The 18,505-nt window shown below is 68.4% G+C and carries 13 protein-coding genes and 1 tRNA gene; 3 read left to right on the top strand and 11 right to left on the bottom strand.

Translation table 11 applies throughout. The features are described 5' to 3' along the window. Positions 1–12: 12 nt before the first annotated feature. The 3 genes from ettA to RCP38_RS06305 form a co-directional block, all read right to left on the bottom strand. A complete protein-coding gene (ettA, locus tag RCP38_RS06315) occupies positions 13–1,686 on the bottom strand; it encodes an energy-dependent translational throttle protein EttA (RefSeq protein WP_308476277.1) in 1,674 nt (557 codons plus the stop codon). A 165-nt stretch (positions 1,687–1,851) separates the two neighbouring features. Then, positions 1,852–2,313, bottom strand: coding sequence for a single-stranded DNA-binding protein (locus RCP38_RS06310; protein ID WP_308476276.1), 462 nt, complete (start codon positions 2,311–2,313; stop codon positions 1,852–1,854). A gap of 154 nt (positions 2,314–2,467) precedes the next feature. Next, positions 2,468–3,274: an LppX_LprAFG lipoprotein gene (locus RCP38_RS06305; protein ID WP_308476275.1), complete on the bottom strand. Its 807-nt coding sequence runs from the start codon at positions 3,272–3,274 to the stop codon at positions 2,468–2,470. 171 nt (positions 3,275–3,445) lie between these two features. On the opposite strand from RCP38_RS06305, the gene RCP38_RS06300 reads away from it, so the two are divergent. Then, positions 3,446–4,897 carry an MFS transporter gene (locus RCP38_RS06300; RefSeq protein WP_308476274.1) on the top strand — a complete coding sequence of 484 codons (1,452 nt, stop codon included), beginning with the start codon at positions 3,446–3,448 and terminating at the stop codon, positions 4,895–4,897. Here RCP38_RS06300 and RCP38_RS06295 read toward each other — a convergent pair. From RCP38_RS06295 to RCP38_RS06275, 5 genes are read right to left on the bottom strand one after another with little or no spacing between them, the layout of a single operon-like run. After that, a complete protein-coding gene (locus RCP38_RS06295) occupies positions 4,859–5,689 on the bottom strand; it encodes an SDR family NAD(P)-dependent oxidoreductase (protein WP_308476273.1) in 831 nt (276 codons plus the stop codon). The two genes, RCP38_RS06300 and RCP38_RS06295, sit on opposite strands and share 39 nt — an antisense overlap. 35 nt (positions 5,690–5,724) lie before the next feature. Next, positions 5,725–7,737 carry a bifunctional copper resistance protein CopD/cytochrome c oxidase assembly protein gene (locus RCP38_RS06290; protein WP_308476272.1) on the bottom strand — a complete coding sequence of 671 codons (2,013 nt, stop codon included), beginning with the start codon at positions 7,735–7,737 and terminating at the stop codon, positions 5,725–5,727. A gap of 54 nt (positions 7,738–7,791) precedes the next feature. Then, the gene (locus RCP38_RS06285) at positions 7,792–10,125 is read right to left on the bottom strand and encodes a glycerol-3-phosphate 1-O-acyltransferase (protein WP_308476271.1); all 2,334 of its coding nucleotides are present in this window, start codon (positions 10,123–10,125) and stop codon (positions 7,792–7,794) included. After that, complete coding sequence (locus RCP38_RS06280) at positions 10,122–11,717, bottom strand: HAD-IB family hydrolase/lysophospholipid acyltransferase family protein (RefSeq protein WP_308476270.1); 1,596 nt, start codon at positions 11,715–11,717, stop codon at positions 10,122–10,124. The genes RCP38_RS06285 and RCP38_RS06280 overlap by 4 nt, the downstream gene beginning before the upstream one ends. Continuing rightward, positions 11,714–13,162 carry a wax ester/triacylglycerol synthase family O-acyltransferase gene (locus tag RCP38_RS06275; RefSeq protein ID WP_308476269.1) on the bottom strand — a complete coding sequence of 483 codons (1,449 nt, stop codon included), beginning with the start codon at positions 13,160–13,162 and terminating at the stop codon, positions 11,714–11,716. The genes RCP38_RS06280 and RCP38_RS06275 overlap by 4 nt, the downstream gene beginning before the upstream one ends. 269 nt (positions 13,163–13,431) lie before the next feature. On the opposite strand from RCP38_RS06275, the gene RCP38_RS06270 reads away from it, so the two are divergent. Together RCP38_RS06270 and RCP38_RS06265 are read left to right on the top strand one after the other, a co-directional pair. After that, a tRNA-Arg gene (locus RCP38_RS06270) sits at positions 13,432–13,505 on the top strand. Positions 13,506–14,325: 820 nt separating this feature from the next. After that, positions 14,326–15,084 (top strand): enoyl-CoA hydratase, encoded by a 759-nt coding sequence (locus tag RCP38_RS06265; RefSeq protein ID WP_308476268.1) that lies wholly within the window; start codon positions 14,326–14,328, stop codon positions 15,082–15,084. Positions 15,085–15,096: 12 nt separating this feature from the next. On the opposite strand, the gene RCP38_RS06260 is transcribed toward RCP38_RS06265, so the two are convergent. Genes RCP38_RS06260 through pdhA form a run of 3 tightly spaced genes read right to left on the bottom strand, consistent with a single transcriptional unit; the run spans position 15,097 to position 18,427 of the window. After that, the gene (locus RCP38_RS06260; protein ID WP_308476267.1) at positions 15,097–16,287 is read right to left on the bottom strand and encodes a dihydrolipoamide acetyltransferase family protein; all 1,191 of its coding nucleotides are present in this window, start codon (positions 16,285–16,287) and stop codon (positions 15,097–15,099) included. Then, positions 16,284–17,333 (bottom strand): alpha-ketoacid dehydrogenase subunit beta, encoded by a 1,050-nt coding sequence (locus tag RCP38_RS06255; RefSeq protein ID WP_308476266.1) that lies wholly within the window; start codon positions 17,331–17,333, stop codon positions 16,284–16,286. The genes RCP38_RS06260 and RCP38_RS06255 overlap by 4 nt, the downstream gene beginning before the upstream one ends. Beyond that, positions 17,330–18,427 carry a pyruvate dehydrogenase (acetyl-transferring) E1 component subunit alpha gene (gene pdhA / locus RCP38_RS06250; protein WP_308476265.1) on the bottom strand — a complete coding sequence of 366 codons (1,098 nt, stop codon included), beginning with the start codon at positions 18,425–18,427 and terminating at the stop codon, positions 17,330–17,332. Before pdhA ends, RCP38_RS06255 begins: the two co-directional genes overlap by 4 nt. Positions 18,428–18,505 lie beyond the last annotated feature (78 nt).

The following is an 18,505-nucleotide window of genomic DNA, read 5'->3' as shown; positions in this document are numbered from 1 at the left end:
ACCGGACCAACCCTAGTCGCGAGTGAGGCGGCGGTGAGTCACTCGATGCGGGCGCGCCGCCTCGGCACCGAGCCTTTCCACCTTGTTCTCCTCGTAGGCACCGAAGTTCCCCTCGAACCAGAACCACTTGGCCTCGTTGTCGTCGTCGCCCTCCCACGCCAGGATGTGCGTGCAGGTGCGGTCGAGGAACCAGCGGTCGTGGCTGATGACCACGGCGCAGCCGGGGAACTGTTCCAGGGCGTTCTCCAGTGAGCCCAGCGTCTCGACGTCGAGGTCGTTGGTCGGCTCGTCCAGCAGGATCAGGTTTCCGCCCTGTTTGAGGGTGAGGGCCAGGTTGAGCCGGTTGCGCTCACCGCCGGACAGTACGCCGGCCGGTTTCTGCTGGTCGGGTCCCTTGAAGCCGAATGCCGAGACGTAGGCCCGCGACGGGATCTCGGTCTGTCCGACCTCGATGTAGTCCAGGCCGTCGGAGACGACCTCCCAGACGTTCTTCTTGGGATCGATGCCGGCGCGGTTCTGGTCGACGTAGCTGAGCTTGACGGTCTCGCCGACCTTGACCGAACCGCTGTCCGGTTCTTCCAGACCGACGATCGTTTTGAACAGGGTCGTCTTGCCGACGCCGTTGGGGCCGATGACGCCGACGATGCCGTTGCGGGGCAGCGTGAACGACAGGTCCTTGATCAACTGGCGACCACCGAAACCCTTGTCCAGGTGCTCGACCTCGACGACGGTGTTGCCCAGCCGCGGGCCGACCGGGATCTGGATCTCCTCGAAGTCGAGCTTGCGGGTCTTCTCGGCCTCGGCCACCATCTCCTCGTAGCGCTGCAGGCGGGCCTTGTTCTTGGCCTGGCGGGCCTTGGCACCCGAGCGCACCCAGGCGAGTTCGTCCTTGAGCCGCTTCTGCAGCTTCTGGTCCTTCTTGCCCTGCACTTCCAGACGCTCGGCCTTCTTCTCCAGGTAGGTGGAGTAGTTGCCCTCATAGGGGTAGGCGCGGCCGCGGTCGAGTTCGAGGATCCACTCGGCCACGTTGTCGAGGAAGTAGCGGTCGTGGGTTACCGCGAGGATCGCGCCCGGGTAGGAGGCGAGGTGCTGCTCGAGCCAGAGCACGCTCTCGGCGTCGAGGTGGTTGGTGGGCTCGTCGAGCAGCAGCAGGTCGGGCTTGCTCAGCAGCAGCTTGCACAGCGCCACCCGGCGGCGTTCACCTCCGGAGAGGTGGGTGACGGGTTCGTCGGCCGGCGGGCAGCGCAGTGCGTCCATGGCCTGTTCGAGCTGGGAGTCGATGTCCCAGGCGTCGGCGGCGTCCAGCTCCTCTTGGAGCTTGCCCATCTCTTCCATCAGCTCGTCGGTGTAGTCGGTGGCCATCAGCTCGGCGACCTCGTTGTACCGGTTGAGCTTGGCCTTGATCGGCACGCCCTCTTCGACGTTCTCCCGGACCGTCTTGGTGTCGTCCAGCGGCGGTTCCTGCAGCAGGATGCCGACGGTGGCGCCGGGCGCCAGGAACGCGTCACCGTTGTTCGCCTTGTCCAGCCCCGCCATGATCCGCAGGACGCTGGACTTGCCGGCGCCGTTGGGACCGACGACACCGATCTTGGCGCCGGGCAAGAAGTTCAGCGTGACGTCATCGAGGATGACTTTGTCGCCGTGTGCCTTGCGCACCTTCTTCATCGTGTAGATGAACTCAGCCATGCCGGGGTGTCGCCTCCTGGTCTCGCGAATTTGCTCGCTGCCCATCCTAGGGGGTCGTGCGACGTGACCGTCGGCTGCTGCCGGACGGTGCCACCGGGCCGGACCGAATACCGTCGACATCGATGACGTCGTCGGGGAACGGCCCGGTGACCCCTGCTCCGGCGGTCAGGCGCTCAACGCCATCTCGTCGTCGACGTCGGTGCCCTCATCGACGGACTCCGCATCCTCGACGTCGGCGACGTCCCCGGCCGCCGGAATCTCCGGACCCGCCGCGATCAGCTTCTCGATGCGCGCGGCGCACCGCGCCAGATCGGGTCCGACCGCGGTCGCGCGTACTTCCACCGACGTGCGGCGAACCCCGTCCTTGTCCTCGTACTCGCTGGTGAAGACGTGTCCGACCACGATCACCGGTGACCCCTTGCCCAGGGACGCGCCGACCCCGGTGACCAGCCTGTCCCAACAGTTGACCGTCACGAACAGCGAGTTGCCGGTCTCCCAGCCACCGTCGGCACTGCGGCGGCGCGAGTTGCTGGCGACCCGGAATTTGATCAGTTCGTGGTCCCCCACCCGGCGGCGGATCGGGTCAGAGGCGATGTTGCCGACCACGGTCAGCAGAGTTTCGTACATAGCGGGATTCCTTCCTGGTTGCAGCGGGCCCGATATGCCCGCCGGTGCTGCACCCATTGGGCCCCGCCGCCCCGACAACATCGGTCGGCCGACCCCGGCGCGGCACCGCACCTGTGGAAGAAACGCGATCTGGGGATCGATCCCCGCAACCGGGCTAGACCCGCGGCTTGCCGACGTGCACCGGCGCATTCCAGTTCGAGAAGGTGATCACGACGGTCTGGTCGGCGCCCGACGCCAGCTTGAGCGCCACCAGGTGATGCGCACCGGTCTCCTCCACCCAGACCGTGCACGACACCCGTTTGGTGGCCTGCAACTGCGGCACGATCTTCTTCGCCGCGCCGGCCGACACCTGGCCGGCGATCCGAACGGCGTGCACCGTGTCGGCGCCCAGAGCGATGGTCTCGCGACCTTCGACCTGGGGGTCGATGAGGTCGGTCAGCATCCCGGCGAGCCCGGTTTCCGGGCTCAGGATCGACGCCACGTCGTAGAAATTCTCGGCAGGCCCGTAGTCGACCCACCGACCGGTGTCCTGAGACACGTAGAGGTCGCCGTCGAAAACGACGAACTCGACGAACGCCCGCGCCCCCCGATAGGCGATCTTGGCGTAGCCCTTCGCCGCCTCGGCGGGCTGCCGGGTCACGTCGCCGTCGAGCGAGGTGATCGCCATGTTCTCGATGCCGCTGCTGGCCGAAAGGCTCAGATGCGCGCTGTCGAGCGCTGCGGTGGTGGCGCTGGATTCCTTGAGGATCGCCGAGGCGTCCGGCAGCGGTTCGCTGTGCTTCTTCGAGGACGTGGGGGCCGGGGTTTCGGTCGGCGAGGGCACCGGACTGGTCGGCGCGGCACTCGAGGACACCGCCGGAGCGGACGATCCCGGATCCGGCGTCGGGGACGGTGCCGATGAGCAGCCGGCGGCCAGGACAGCGGCGCTCACCACGGACAGGACAGCTGGGAGCCTGCGCATGCCCGCCATGGTAGAGGCTGCCGCGCCATGCGGGCCGATAGGGTCAACGCGCCCAACTCGGCCAAGTGGTATACGTTGCATTCGGTGGATACCAAAGGCACGTCCGGCGGCGAACACAAGAACCGCGGGACATGGAAACGGGACGAAATCCGTGTCTCGGACCCTAAAGCGATGCGCCGGTCGATCACCGGCACCGCGGTCGGCAACTTCATGGAGTGGTACGACTTCGGCATCTACGGCTTCCTGGCCACCACCATCGCGCAGGTGTTCTACCCCGGTGACAGTGCCAGCGCGGTAGGCCTGATCGCCACCTTCGGCACGCTCGCGGCCGCATTCGCGGTCCGCCCGTTCGGCGGCATCGTCTTCGGCGCGCTCGGTGACCGCATCGGCCGCAAGCGGGTCTTGATCATGACCGTCGCACTGATGGCGCTGGGCACCACGATCACCGGCCTGTTGCCGTCCTACGAGGAGATCGGGGTCTGGGCGCCGATCCTGCTGATCGTCACCAAGATCATGCAGGGCTTCTCCACCGGCGGCGAGTACGTCGGCGCCATGACCTACGTCAGCGAACACGCCCCGGACCGCAGTCGCGGTGCGCTGACCGGGTTCCTGCCGCTGGGCACGTTGGGCGGTTACATCACCGGTGCCGGCGTGGTGACCCTGCTCAACTCCCAGCTGCCGGTCTCGGACATGTTGGCCTGGGGTTGGCGGGTGCCGTTCCTGCTGGGCGTTCCGCTGGCCGTCGTCACGCTGATTCTGCGGTTGCGCATCGATGAATCGCCGGCCTTCGAAGGGCTGGAACAGCCCGGCGAGGACGGGGCGGGCCGCCCCAGCGGATGGCAGCAGTTCCAGCAGACCGTGGTCGGCCAGCGCCGCGGGCTGTTGATCTGCATGGGCCTGGTGTTGGCCGAGAACGTCACCAACTACATGCTCACCGGGTATCTGCCGACGTACTTCAAGCAGGTCGGTGGGATCAGCGGCAGCCGCGGTCTGACGATGATCGTGGTGGCCCTGGTGGTGATGCTGGTCGCGGTGATGCCGCTGGCGCGGCTGTCCGATCGGATCGGCCGCAAACCACTGTTGTGGACGGGCAGCGTGTTGCTGATCTTCGGCTCGGTTCCGGCGTTCCTGCTGATCCGGCACGGCGGAAGCTACCCGCTGCGCCTGCTGGGTGTGCTGCTGATCGGTGTGATGCTGGTCTGCTTCTACAGCACCACGCCGTCGACGCTGCCCGCGCTGTTCCCCACTCAGGTGCGCTTCTTCGCGGTAGCGATCGGCTTCAACATCTCGGTGTCGGCGTTCGGTGGCACCACTCCCCTGGTCGCCGAGACCCTGGTGTCGGGCACCGGCAACGTGATGCTGCCGGCCTACATCCTGATGTGCGCGGGCGTCGTGGGTGCGATCACGCTGTGGTTCACCCCGGAGACCGCCGGCAAACGCCTCCCCGGTTCGGGACCGTCGGTGGCCACCGAGCAGGAGGCCGACGCGATCGCCGAAGCCGGCGGTTCAGCGAGGCTCGACGAAGGAGAGCCGAAGCTGGGACCGCCGCATGGGTCCGGGGCATCCGGTGCTTCGGGGCGGGTCTCAGTCCAAGCCGACGAGTTCGGCCGAGATCTCCCATAACCCGTCGATCAGCTTCTGATCGTGGGCTTGCCGGTTCTCGCGGCCCGCGGCGCGATGGCGGTGGAAGTAGACCCCGTTGATCTCCGGGTCGGCACCGCGCTCGGCCAATGCGATCAGCGGGGATGCTCCCTGTTCCGGGGTGATCGTCGCCAGCCGGCTCAGCGGGGTGCGGTAGAGCAGGCCGACGAACCACGAATCCCTGCCGAAGCTGGTCGCCGCCGGCCCCGGATGCACGGCGGCCGAATAGATCCCGTCGTCGGCCCAACGCTGCGCGATACCCCGGGTGAACAGGATGTTCATGAGTTTGCCGGTGCCGTAGGCCCGCATCTCCGACACCCGCCGGCGGTCGTAATCCAGGTCCGTCAGGTCGACGTGCCCGAACAGATTGCCGACGCTCGAGGTGTTCAACACCAGTGCGCCACCGCCGTCGGCCAGCCGGTCGCGCAGCAGGTTGGTCAGCAGGAACGGCGCCAGGTGGTTGATCTGGAAGTTGGGTTCGTGGCCGTCGGTGGTGCGCAGCCCGGGCGCGAACGTGCCGCCCGCGTTGTTCATCAGGACGTCGATGGTGCCGGCCCGGTCACGGATCTGCTGTGCCAGCGTGCGGACCTGCTCCAGGTCGGCGAAATCCGCGGTCAGCGCGATCGCATCGGTATCTTCGGCGATCGGCGCCAATTTCTGGGCCGACCGTCCCACGATGACCAGTCGGGTCTCGGGGCCGGCCAGGGCGCGTGCGGCGACGGCGCCGATCCCGTCGCTGGCGCCGGTGATCACGATGGTGCGGGGTGAGTTCACGGTAGGTCTCCTGCGCGTCGTATCGGTCGTCTGAATCAGTTCCGTGCTGCGTCGTCGCGTCGGGCCATCTCGGACAGCATCGCGTTGTAGGCGGCCAGTTCGGCGTCCTCGTCGCGGTCGGCGGCGCGGTCCAGTCGCTTGGCGGTCCGGCGGTCACTGCGATGCCATTGCACCAGCAGCGCGATCATCACCATCAGCAGCGGTAGCTCGCCCGCCGACCAGGTGATGCCGCCGGCGAGGTGCTGATCCCCGGCCAGATCGGTGTGCCAGGGCAGATTCAGGGCGCCGTAGAACCACTCGCCGAGCACCTTGTGCATGCCCATCAGGAGGACGCCGAAGAAACCGTGCAGCGGCAGCGAGGCGAACACCACCGCCAGCTTGGCCAGCGGCGAGAAGGGCCGGGGGGTGGGATCTACGCCGATCACCACCCAATAGAAGAGGTAGCCGCTGGCCATGAAGTGGATGTTCATCGCGACGTGCCCGGCGTGGCTGCCGACGATCGAGTCGAAGAGGCTGCTGAAGTACAGCCCGTAGAAGCCGACGACGAAGATCACCGCCGAGATGATCGGGTTGGTGAAGAACCGCGACACCCGGCTGTGCAGCGCGGCCAGCAGCCACTCCCGGGGGCCGGGCGGTTCACCGCGACCGGCGACGGGAAGCGCACGCAATGCCAGTGTGGTCGGCCCGCCCAGCACCAGCAGGATCGGCACCAGCATGGACAGCAGCATGTGCACCGCCATGTGCATGCTGAACATCGCCGGCATGTAGCGGCCGGTACCCGAGGAGGTGGCGAACAGCAGCATGAAACAGCCCAGCATCCAGGCGGTGGTGCGGCCCGCTGGCCAGGCGTCGCCGCGGCGGCGCAGCCGGAGCACGCCCGCCAGGTAGATACCGGCCAGCACGATCGCCGCGGTTCCGAACAGCACGTCGAACCGCCAGTCGAACAGGATCCGCGCCACCGTCGGGGGTCCGGCGAAGTCGTAGCCGATCTTGACCATCGAGATGGAGGGGTCGAGCACCGCCGGCGGGGGCGGCGGAGTGCGGCCCAGCCCTACCGCGACGCCGAAGGTGGCCGCGAAGACCACCGCCTCGGTCAACGCCAACCGGATCAGCGGGGCACGGTTGCCGGGGTCTTCGGCCAGCGCCGCCACCCCGCGTCGGCGCTGGCCGACGCCGAGGGCACCGAGGGCGACCAGCGCGATCACCTTCGCCGTCACCAGGCGGCCGTACGGGGTGGTCAGCAGATCCGCCGGGGACAGTCGCACCAGGGCGTTGATCACCCCGGAGAATCCCATCGCCACAAAGCACCACAACGCCACCGTGGAGAAGCGCCGCGCCGCCAGCGCCGCGTATTCACCGCCGCGCAGCGCGTGAACCAGCAGCGCGAGCAGACCGCCGGCCCACAGTCCCGCGGCGAGCAGGTGGATGAGCAGGCTGTTGGTGGCCAGGTCGTGTGATCCTCCGGCCGCGGAATGCCCGGTCAGGCCCAGCGGGATCAGGGTCAGCAAGGAGCCCGCCAACAGCACCGGCGTCCAGGCCCACCGCAGCACCGGCAGACTCAGCAGGGTCAGCCCGGCGGCCAGCAGCGCGGTCCACCGCCAGGCGGACGCGGTGTCGATCAGCCCGGCCAGCCGCCAGGTGGTGGCCGGATCCAGGAACTCCGACACCGGGTGACCGGAGACGTCGGAGATGGTCAGCGGCACCAGCAGTGCGGCGCACACCGCCCAGGCGCCGGAGGCCATCGTGCCGATCCGCAGTGCCCGGTAGCCGGCGACGTCGAGCACCCCGCTGGTCTGCGGGGGCACCAGAAACGCGGCGAGTAGGAACGAGCCGACGGCCACCACCGCGGCGACCTCCCCGGCGGCACGCACGAACGGCAGACCCAGGGTGGTCGCCCACCCCGGATCGGGCAGGCCGGTCGCGGTCAGCGCATCGGTCAACGACAGCGCGCCGATGCCCGCGGCGGTGGCGCCCGCCAGGATCGCCGCCCCGGCCAGCACCGGCAGGATCATCGCCGCACGGCCGCGGGTCGCCGAAATCGCCGTCATGTCCCCCAGCGTATGGGGCGCGGGCACCGCACCACAGACCGAGTCGTGCGGCTGTTACCGAGACTGGCCCCGCCAGTGCTTTCGTACCTCGACGTCGCGGGCGGCGAACGCCTCGCGCGCGATCCGGGCGATGTGGTCGGAGTCTCGCAGAATGCCCCGCAATTCGGCCCGGAACGCCTTACGCCGTTCCACCAGATCCGGCGCTTTCTCCAGCAGACCCTGGTCGGCGGCCACCTGGCATGCGGTCGCGAACAGCAGCGTGGACACCGATTCGCTGCTGCGGACCCGGCCCTGCGCCACGTACTGGCGGCCGACTCCCAGCGCCAGCTGCGTCAGCTCGTTCTCACCGATGTCGGCCGGTGCGTCGCAGAGCACGTCGGCGACGATCGTGTAGGACTCGAAGAACACCCGCAGCATGACGTCGGAGGTCACCGGGGTCTTCTCCGACAGGATCCCGTCGATCTCCGCGCCGCCGGCGGCGACCCGCGCCTGCCAGTCGTCGAACCAGGACATCTCTTCGGCGATGTTGTCGCGGAAGGCCGCCGAGTCGGCGAAGTAGAAGTCGAACTTCAGCAGATCCCGCAACCGCATGGCCTGCGCCCAGAACGCGTCCAGCCGGTCTCCTTCACCGCGGCCGGCGTGCGCCAGTGCCAGCTCGACGATCGAGGTCTCCAGGAAGGCGTGGATCACCGAGTTGCGGTAGAACGACGCCGCATGTTCGTCCTCGGGGGCGATCCGCCACACCGATTCGCGCCCGCCGTCGACGCGGGTGACCGGGTGCCCGTTGGACATCGCGTCCACCGCAGCGCGTACCCCGTCGCGGCTGCGCAGCCGCAGCGCACTGGTCGAGATCGGGGTCTGCTTGCGTTCCAGGTAGTCCAGCCCGGCCTGCAGCGAGTGATGGATCTGGTCCAGCGTCAGTGCCAGGCCGTGGGTGGTCAGCAGCAGCGCCGACACCAGACCGGTCGCACTGATCGGGGTGACGCGTTGAATCCGCCAGGCCACCTCGATGGCCATCTTCTGCATGGCCAGCCGCTTGGCGTCCGGGTCGGCTGCGATCGGGCCGTCGGAGGCACCGAGATATTGGCGCATCGAGACGGCTTCGGGGAAACGCACGTAGATCTTGCCGTAGTTGCGTTCGCCCTGGGCTTTGATGAACCGGTAGAGCCAGCGGACGCCTTCGGGGGTCTTCTCCCCGCCGCGGGCATACGCCGCGTATTCGTCGGTCTCGTGCAGCTGATCGAAACTGATCGAAACACCCTGCAGCAAGACATCTTCGGTGCGATCGTCCAGGTAGGCGTCGGCGACGTAGGTCATCAGCCCGAGCTTGGGCGGCAGCATCTTTCCGGTCCGCGACCGGGTGCCTTCGATGGACCAGCTCAGGTTGAACCGCTTCTCCATCACATAGCCGACGTACTCCTTGAGCACGTACTTATACAGCGGGTTGTTGCCGATGCTGCGCCGGATGAAGATCACCCCGGAACGGCGCAGCAGCGGCCCCATCAGACCGAACGACAGGTTGATACCGGCGAAGACGTGCACCGGCGGCAACCGGTTCTCCTGCATGGCCACCGGCATGACCGCGCCGTCGATGTAGGAGCGGTGCGAGAACAGCAGCACCGCGGGATGGTTCTCCAGGGCGGTGCGCAGTGCGGCGACCTGATATTCGTCGTAGTCGATATCGGGGTCGAAACCGCGGCTGAGCAGCCGGGTCAACACTGCCACCATGTCGACCGAGACGCGACTCCAGCCGGTAGACAGCTCGTCGAGCATCTTGCCGGCTTCGTCGACGGTGGCACCCGGAATGGCTTGCAGCCCTTCGCGGAATCGTGCCGACGCCAAGATCTCCGGCTTCACCAGCCGCGGTGACTTGTACTGCGGCCCCAGGATCCGGTTCTCGGCGCGTTCCAGCGCCAGCACGGCGCGGCGGGTGACGAAATGGGCGAAGTCCCGCGGATTCTCCGCGACGGTGTCCTCGCTCCACTGGCTGCGCAGGTCGGCGACGCTGGCGGGTTCACCGACGACCACCCGCGCCAGCGACGACTGGGTGCGCAGGATCTGCCGCTGCTGACGTTCGCTGGGCCGGTAGGGGTTGCGGCCGGGCAACAGTGCGACCACTCGCTTCAGTGCGGACGCTTCGGCGCGCGGCATCCAGAACACCCGTACCGGCAGCACCGACCGCTGCTCGTCGCGTTCGAGGTGCCCGACCAGCCGAGGCATCGCCGTCTGCCGGTCCGACGGATCCAGTTCCATCAGTTCGATGCGTGCCCCGGGCCTGTCGTCGCGGTAACGCTCCAGCCACTCGTGGACCAGGTCGGCTTCCACCGGCGACGACACGTAAGCCAGTACCAGGGTGTCACCGGATGCCGCGGCCGGCGCTGTCGTCACTGTTCCCCCTTCGGGGCGGAAGCCTTCTTGGCCGGGGCCTTCTTGGCCGGAGCCTTCTTCGCGGGCGCCTTCCTGGCCGCGGCCTTCTTGGCGGGTTCGGGTGCCTTGACCGGCCACTCCGGTAGCTCGTCGACCGGCCAGTCGGCCAGGGTGTCCAGGTAAAGCTGGCGGACCTCCGCGATCCGCTCGGATAGGTTGTCGACCGTCCAGTCCTCGACCGAGATCGCCGGGAACACCGCGACGTCGACGGTGCCGGGGTGGGCGGTCATCGAGTCTCGGGCGGCGACCACCTCGGCGTTGCGGATGACGACCGGAACGATCGGAATACCGGCCGCCATCGCCAGCCGGAACGGCCCCTTCTTGAACGGCCCTACCCCGGTGGTGTCGATCCGGGTTCCCTCGGGGGCGATCACCACCGATAGCCCGCGCTTGACGCGCTCCTCGACATCCTGCAGCGATTCCACCGCCGCAGCCGCGTCGTCCCGGTCGATGAAGACCATCTCGGTCAGCTTGCCCAGCGTGCCGGCGATCGGGTCCTTCTCCAGTTCCTTCTTGCCCACGCTGATCCAGTTGTCGCGCACCAGCGACGCGGTGATGACCGGGTCCACCTGGTTGCGGTGGTTGAAGATGAATACCGCCGGCCGGTTGGCGGTGAGGTTCTCCCTGCCGATCACGTTGAGCTGAACCCCGTTGAGGGTCAGCAGCAACTGCGGAAACAGCGCGGTGAAGAAGTTGACGCCGCGGCGCCGGCTGCCGCTGAGCAGGCCCAGTCCGATGGCCCCCGCCCCCACCGGCACCATGGACCCGAGGCCAGCCAGGTTCCGTAGTTGGCCGACGACGCCGCTGCCGCGACTGCTGAACCGCAGGATCGGCCAGCCGCGTTTGCGGGCGACCGAGGCCATCTTGCCCTCGGGGTTGGTGGGCCGGGGATTGCCGACCAGATGCATCAACGCGACGTCCTCGTCGCCGTCGGCGTAGAAGTAACTGTCCTGCAGGTCGATGTCGTGTTCGGCCGCGAACTTCTGCACCGCGGCGGCTTTGCCCGGACCCCACAGGATGGGTTCGACGACCTCGCCGGTGAGCGCACCGTTCTCGTCGGTCACGAACGCATTGGTGAGCGTGTTGGTGATGCCCAGGAAGCGGGCCACCGGTTCGACCTGAATGGTCAGCGCCGACGAGCTCAGCACCACGGTGTGCCCGCGCGCCTGGTGCGCGCGGACCAGTTCGCGCATCTCGGGGTAGATCCGCTTGGCGATCTTCTGGACGAACAGTCGCTCACCGATCTCGTCGAGGTCGGTGATGGAACGACCTTGCAGCGCCGACGACGCGGTGTTGATGAGTTCCTCGAACTCGATGCGCCCGAGTTGGTGGTTGAGTCCGGCTTGCACCATGCCGAACAACTCCCCCAGCCCCATGTCGCGGCTGCGGACCCGTTCCCTGGTGAGGATGACGGCGGTGAAGCCGGCCACCAGGGTGCCGTCGAGATCGAAGAAGGCGCCGATCTTGGGGCCGGGCGGGCTGGCGGCGATCTCTGCCACCGAGCCGGGCAGTCGCATGTCCCGCGGCGACGGCGATGTGGTGTCGTCGGTCATGAGCCGGCGTCCACCGTGAAGGACGCCGGCACGCAGTGCGGCGCCGGGTCACCGGCAAGGGCGAGTACCTCGTCGAAACCCTGCACCAGGCAGTCGGCGAACAGTTTCTCGTCGCGTACCGCCGCACGGTCGTAGCGGACCGTGATGGTGCACTCGCCTCCGCGGGAGATCAGCACCACCATCATCGCCACGCCCGGCAGTGGACCGATGCCGTAGTGCCGCAGCACTTTCGCACCGGCGATATAGGTTTCGCCGGGATAGAAGGCCACGTTGCTGGCCTGCGCGTCAGCGGCGATCACCGACTCCGACATCTTCTCCAGCACCGGGGACGGGAATACGCTCAGCAGCGGAGCGAGGGATCCGATCACGTCCATCGCGGGCTCGTCGCGGCGCTGGGTCATCTGGGACCGGATCCGCTTCATCCGCTCGACGGGGTCGGTGACGCCGACCGGGGCGGCCAGGTTCACCCCGGTGAACCGGTTGCCCCCGGCGGGATCGGAGTCGGCGCGAAGGTTGACCGGGATCGCCATCGGCAGGGTGGCGATGGGCACCCCCAGCGCCCGGTGGTAGCGGCCCAGCGCGCCGGAGAGCGCGGCCAGGTAGGCGTCGTTGATGGATCCACCGCCGGCCTTGGCCGCTCGGTGCAGATCCGACAACCGGATGTCGATCGCCTCGGTTCGACTGGCCAGGCTGCGCCGGCGCAGCAGCGGGGAGGGTTCGGCCGCCTGGCTCATCACCCGCGCACCGGATCGGGCGTAGCCGATGGCACCGGTGATCGCCGACAAGGGGTCGCGCACCGTGCGGGTCGCCAGCGACAGCGCACCGACCACCGCGTCACGGGTACCGCCCAGCAGCGTCGCGGGCAGGTGGTTGATGCCGTCGCGCATGAGATCGTCGGCCGACAGGTCCTCGGGCACCGGTTGCGGCGGCAGCGCCCGGGCCGGCGGGTCACGTTCGAGGTCGTAGATCTGGCCGAACATCGTGGCACCGCCGACGCCGTCGGTGACCGCGTGGCTCAGATGCATCATGGTGGCGGCCCGGCCCCCGGCCAGGCCCTCGACCAGCGTCGCCGACCACAGCGGGCGCTGAATGTCCATCGGGGACTGCAGGGCCACTTCGGCCAGGTCGAGCACTTCACGCAGACCGCCCGGCTCGGGCACCCGCAGTCGACGGACGTGGTAGTCCAGGTTGAAGTCGGGATCCACGACCCAGCGCGGTGCGGCCGTCGGCAACGTGGGGACCACGACCTTCTGCCGCAGTCGTAGCGCTTTGCGGGAGACGTTCTCGAACAGGCTGCGGAAACGGTCCCAGTCCGGCGCGGTGTCGAGCAGTTCCACGCCCATGATCCCCGAGCGGGTACGCGGGTTGGCCTCGCCGCGATGTAGGAGGTAGTCGACGGCACCGAGTTCGGTGGGCAGGCCCGCGGCGTCGACGAGGTCACCCACGTGCGGCTCCCGGCTTGCGTGTCCCACCCGCTACCGCCCGGTGCACCGCGGCTGCCAACACCACACACCCCTCTTGATTCACAGACGTCACGAGCACCATTCAACGCTAATGGTTCGCCTGCGGCGAGGGGTGTCGATTGGTGCAGATCCCGGTCTTAGCCGGCAAAACGAAATACCGTGTTGGCCGGTTGAATTGGAATCCGCCTCCGGCCACCTTGCTCAGTCCCCGCGGAACCACCGTCACCGGCGGATAAACTGGGTCCTGCATTGCCTCCGTAGCTCAGGTGGATAGAGCACATGACTTCTAATCTTGTGGTCGCAGGTTCGAGTCCTGCCGGGGGCGCAGCTTGGCTGTATTACGTCGGTTGATCCTTGACACTCCCTTGATGCGGGAGTCGGGCGTGGCTGAGCAGCGGTATCAGGCGGTGATCGGTCATGGCCGCACCGTCGCAATCCTGTCGGGGGGCGATGCCACGCTGCTTGGCATGACCACCACTACTGCGCACCCGGTCGACGTCGGCCCCGCCGCCCCGGCACCGAGCTCGCATCTGCCTGCTACCGAGCCGACCCGGCCGAATCGGGTCCCAGGACGACGTAGTTCATGGTCGGGTGCGGGGAGTACGAAAGTGAAGCTGATGACGGCCGCCGGTCTGGCTCTCGCCGCAATTCTCGGTATCGCACCTGCGCACGCAGACCCGGCCGGTGCTGCTATCTGCCGGCTCCTGGCCGCGGGGAACACCCCGAGTGGGTTGGAGACCTCGGTGACGGTGCGGCAGGTCCTCGGGCCGGACGCCACCCGGACCGATGCCCGCGTATACATCCGCTCGGTGGTTGCGGGCCAGTGTCCGCAGTTTCTCTGGCGGTTCTAGCATCGAGCACCGCCGGCCCGGGCTCGACGGGCGTGACGCGCCGAAGTACCTGACCGGCCGCCACAGGGCGTTGAACATGGGAACAACACCCGGGGGGCGAGGCTCCGGCATCGGATATTCCATGACATGGTGTCTCAGACACGGCAACGACGCCGGGTAACTGCGAAAGGTAGACACCGTGGGCCACGAACGCACGATCATCCTGTTCACGCTCTTCATGATCGGCCTGGTAGCCGCGAGCGCCGGCGTCGTCGCCTTCATCGGCTGACCCCCGCCGCAGTAGTGTCGTCACCGATGACACGAACCGATCTCGTCCGCTACGGCGTCACCGACCGGGCGGCGCTGGTCACCGTCAACGATCCGGACCGCCGCAACGCGGTCACCGGTGCGATGTCGGTGCAGTTGCGGGCCGCCGTGCAGCAGGCCGAAGCCGACCCGAACGTGCACGCACTGGTGGTCACCGGCGCGGGCCGCGCGTTCTGCGCCGGAGCCGATCTGTCGGCCCTCGGTGTGGCCACCGAGGACGGGCTGCTGGCGCTCTATGACGGGTTCATGGCAATCGCGCAGTGCACGCTGCCCACCATCGCCGCCGTCAACGGCCCCGCCGTGGGTGCGGGACTGAACCTGGCGTTGGCTGCCGACGTACGCATCGCCGGTCCTGCGGCGGTGTTCGACCCTCGCTTTCAGCAGCTGGGGATTCATCCCGGCGGCGGCGCCACCTGGATGCTGCACCGCATCGTGGGGCCGCAGGTGGCCCGGGCGGCGCTGCTGTTCGGCATGCGCTTCGACGCCGAGGCCGCCGTGCGGCACGGCTTGGCGCTGCAGATCGCCGACGACCCGGTCGCCGCGGCGATGGCACTGGCGGCCGGCCCGGCCTCGGCGCCCCGGCAGGTCGTGTTGGCGACCAAGGCGACCATGCGCGCCACCGCCAGCCCGGGCGCCCTCGAGGGCGACCAGCACGAGTTCGCCAAGGCCACCGAGCTGGGTCCGCAGGCGGCAACCATCGAATCACCGGAGTTCGCCGCGCGCCTGGCGGCGGCCAAACGCAAGTAGGCGCCACCGAGTTCAGAGGTCCAGCAGCGCGGTGTCGGGGTGTTCGATCAGATCGCGTAGCGCACAGAGGAATTCAGCGGCCTGCGCCCCGTCGGCGATTCGGTGGTCGAATACGCAGGTCAGATTCACCAGCGGTCGCACGACGACGGTGTCGTCCACGGCCACCGGCCGCGGTTTCAACGAACCGATTCCCACGATGGCCGCTTCGGGATAGTTGATCACCGGCACCCCGTCATCGAGGCCGAGTGCCCCGAAGTTGGAGACGGTGAACGTCGACCCCTGCATCTGGGCCGGCGTGAGCGTGCCCGCTCGGGCCTCGGCGATCAGTCGGGCCACCTCGGCGGCGAGTTCACGGGTGGTCTTGCGGTGCGCGTCGAACACCACCGGGACCAGCAGCCCGCGGGGGGCGGCCACCCCGAATCCCAGGTGCACGCCGCGATGGATGCGGATCTTCGGTCCGTCCGCCGCGTCGACCCAGGTCGCGTTGAGCACCGGATACCGGGTCACGGCGATGACCAGCAGCCGCAGGATCAGCACGAAGGGGGTGATGGCCGCACCCCCGAATTCGGCGAGCCGATCGCGGAGCCGCAGCAGCTCGGTGGCGTCGACCTGCACGCGGGCGTGCGCGTCGGGGATGCTGCTTCGCGCCATCACCATTCGTTGTGCCATGGCCGCCTGTACCGGGCTCGGGGTACGCAAGTCATCGGCCGGTTGCGCATCGCCGGCGGCGGCCAGTACCCCGTCGGTGGTGATGACGCCCCGCGGTCCCGGGGCGACATCACGCAGGTCCACCCCCAGTTCGGCGGCTAGTTTTCGGGCGCCCGGCTTGGCCTTGGGGCGACCGACGGGTGACGGGCAGGTGCGGCGACTGGTGTCGAAGCCATCGTCGGCGCCGTAACCGACCAGCACCGGGGTGCGGCCACCGGCCGCCGTGTCATCCGGTTCGGCCGTGCCGCCGGTGCCGATCCGCACCAGCGGGGCCCCGACCGCGAGCACCTCCCCGACGGCGCCGCCCAGTTCGACGATCCGGCCGGCATACGGGCTGGGGATCTCCACCTCGGCTTTGGCGGTCTCCACCGAGCACAGCACCTGGTTGAGTTCGACCTCGTCGCCGACGGCCACGTTCCAGCTTGTCAGGGTCACCTCGTCGAGTCGCTCGCCGAGGTCGGGCACGGTGAAAGTCCGGATCGGGGTGGTGCTCACGGCGCCTCCAAAACCCTTTGCACACAGTCCAGCACCCGGTCGGGGCCCGGTAACCACTGTCGCTCGAGGCGAGCCGGGGGGTACGGGGTGTCGAATCCGGTGGCGCGCAGCACCGGTGCCTCCAATTCGTAGAACAGCTCCTCTTGGATGCGTGCGGTCAACTCGGCGCCGTAGCCGAGGGTGCGGGGCCCCTCGTGCAACACCACACACCTCCCGGTGCGCCGCACGGATGCCGCGACGGTGCCGAAGTCCAGCGGAACGAGCGATCGCAGGTCGACCACTTCCAGGCTCCAGCCGTGACGCTGCGCGCCGATGTCTGCCGCCGACAGCGCGGTGGCCACGGCGCCGCCGTAGGCGAGCACGGTGACGTCGGTGCCGGCCCGCCGCACCGCGGCGCTTCCGAGTCCCGGTGCGGGATGGCCGGTGTCCACCGGGCCGCGGGCCCAGTACCGGCGTTTGGGTTCCAGGAATATCACCGGGTCTGGCGTCGCGATCGCGTGGCGCAGCAGCCAATAGGCGTCGGACGGGTCGGCGGGAACCACCACCTTCAAGCCTGCGGTGTGCGCCCAGTAGGTTTCGGTGGATTCCGAATGGTGTTCGGCTGCACCGATTCCACCGAACGACGGGATCCGCACGGTGACCGGCATCGAGACCTCGCCGTGCGTCCTGCTCCGGTACTTGGCCAGGTGACTGACCACTTGATCCAGTGCCGGATAGCTGAACCCGTCGAACTGGATCTCCGGTACCGGAACGAAGCCCCGCACCGCCAGTCCGATCGCGATGCCGATCACCGCCGATTCGGCCAGTGGGGTGTCGAAGCAGCGCTGCTCACCGAAGGTGTCGGCCAGGCCCTCGGTCACCCGGAACACCCCGCCCTGGACACCGACATCGGTGCCGAACACCATGACCTTCTCGTCGGCGGCCATCGCGTCGTGCAATGCCCGGTTGAGCGCGGCCACCATGGTGACCTCGTCGGTACGGGCGCCCGCACCGGAACCCCGCTGCGGGGTGGCCGGACGGGTGGGCGGTTCGAGGATCTGGGTCATCCGTGCCCCCTGGCCAACTCGGCGTGCAATGTGTCGCGCTGTTGCTGCAGCTCCGGGGTGATCTCGGCGAAGACGGTGGTGAAAACGTCGTCGATGTCGGTGTCGGCGGCCCCGACCGTGGCGTCGCGCAGTTCGGCGCGCACCCGCTCGGCGCGGGCCGCTACCCGGTCTTCGAGGCGTTGCGACCAGACGCCGACGGTGCGTAGGTAGTCGCGGTAACGCGGGATCGGGTCCAGTGCGGTCCAGTGCTCGAGTTCTGCACTGCTGCGATACCGGGTCGGGTCGTCGGAGGTGGTGTGCGGGCCCAGGCGGTAGGTGACCGCCTCGATCAGGGTGGGACCGCCGCCGCTCCGGGCCCGCCGGGCCGCTTCGGCCATCACCGCGTAGCAGGCCAGCGGATCGTTGCCGTCCACCCGGATGCCGGGCATACCGTAACCGATCGCCTTGTGCGCCAAGGAGATCGCCGCGGTCTGGCGACGCAGCGGCACCGAGATCGCCCATTGGTTGTTCTGCACGTAGAACACGCACGGGACGGCGAACACCGCGGCGAAATTCAGCGCTTCGTGGACGTCGCCCTCGCTGGTGGCACCGTCGCCGACGAAGGCGACCGTGACCGAATCCTCCCCCAGTCGTTGCGCGGCCATCGCGGCACCGACCGCATGCAACGCCTGGGTGCCGATGGGAACCGAGATCGGTGCACAGCATTTGGCGGTGAAATCCAGTCCGCCGTTCCACGTTCCCCGCCAGGCCGCCGCGACGTGCCACGGCGGGATGCCTCGGGCGAGAAAGACGCCCAGCTCGCGATACTGCGGAAACAGCCAGTCGGTCTTGCGCAGGCAGGCCGCGGCGCCGACCTGGGCGGCTTCCTGGCCACGGCAGGACGCGTACAGCGCCAGCTCGCCCTGCCGTTGCAGATTGACCAGTTCGACGTCGAGTTCGCGGGTGAGCACCATCAGCTCGTAGAGCCAACACAGCGTCTCGTCGGGGAGTTCCCGGCTGTAGCGTTCCTCGGCGGTGGGCGTCCCGTCCGGCGCGATCAGCTGCACAGGCTCCAGGGCGATTTCAGGACCAGTGAAGCCAGGCAGCTGGCCCATGAGAGCCTCCTTGTGACGCTGATCTCATTATGCCAGCGAATGCCCGATGGCCGGGGTTCGCGCGCATCAGCGCCCGCC

The organism is Mycolicibacter sp. MU0083 (genome assembly GCF_963378075.1).
Classification (GTDB): domain Bacteria; phylum Actinomycetota; class Actinomycetes; order Mycobacteriales; family Mycobacteriaceae; genus Mycobacterium; species Mycobacterium kokjensenii.
The sequence above is the reverse complement of the archived record's forward strand: the minus strand, read 5'-3'. Positions and strand labels throughout refer to the sequence as shown.

Bases quoted from the DNA above. Each gene is read 5' to 3' on its own strand.
- RCP38_RS06290 (WP_308476272.1), bottom strand. From the start codon at position 7,737: ATGACGGCGATTTCGGCGACCCGCGGCCGTGCGGCGATGATCCTGCCG.
- RCP38_RS06280 (WP_308476270.1), bottom strand. From the start codon at position 11,717: ATGACCGACGACACCACATCGCCGTCGCCGCGGGACATGCGACTGCCC.
- RCP38_RS06265 (WP_308476268.1), top strand. From the start codon at position 14,326: ATGACACGAACCGATCTCGTCCGCTACGGCGTCACCGACCGGGCGGCG.
- RCP38_RS06255 (WP_308476266.1), bottom strand. From the start codon at position 17,333: ATGACCCAGATCCTCGAACCGCCCACCCGTCCGGCCACCCCGCAGCGG.
- ettA (WP_308476277.1), bottom strand. From the start codon at position 1,686: ATGGCTGAGTTCATCTACACGATGAAGAAGGTGCGCAAGGCACACGGC.
- RCP38_RS06305 (WP_308476275.1), bottom strand. From the start codon at position 3,274: ATGCGCAGGCTCCCAGCTGTCCTGTCCGTGGTGAGCGCCGCTGTCCTG.
- pdhA (WP_308476265.1), bottom strand. From the start codon at position 18,427: ATGGGCCAGCTGCCTGGCTTCACTGGTCCTGAAATCGCCCTGGAGCCT.
- RCP38_RS06300 (WP_308476274.1), top strand. From the start codon at position 3,446: ATGCGCCGGTCGATCACCGGCACCGCGGTCGGCAACTTCATGGAGTGG.
- RCP38_RS06310 (WP_308476276.1), bottom strand. From the start codon at position 2,313: ATGTACGAAACTCTGCTGACCGTGGTCGGCAACATCGCCTCTGACCCG.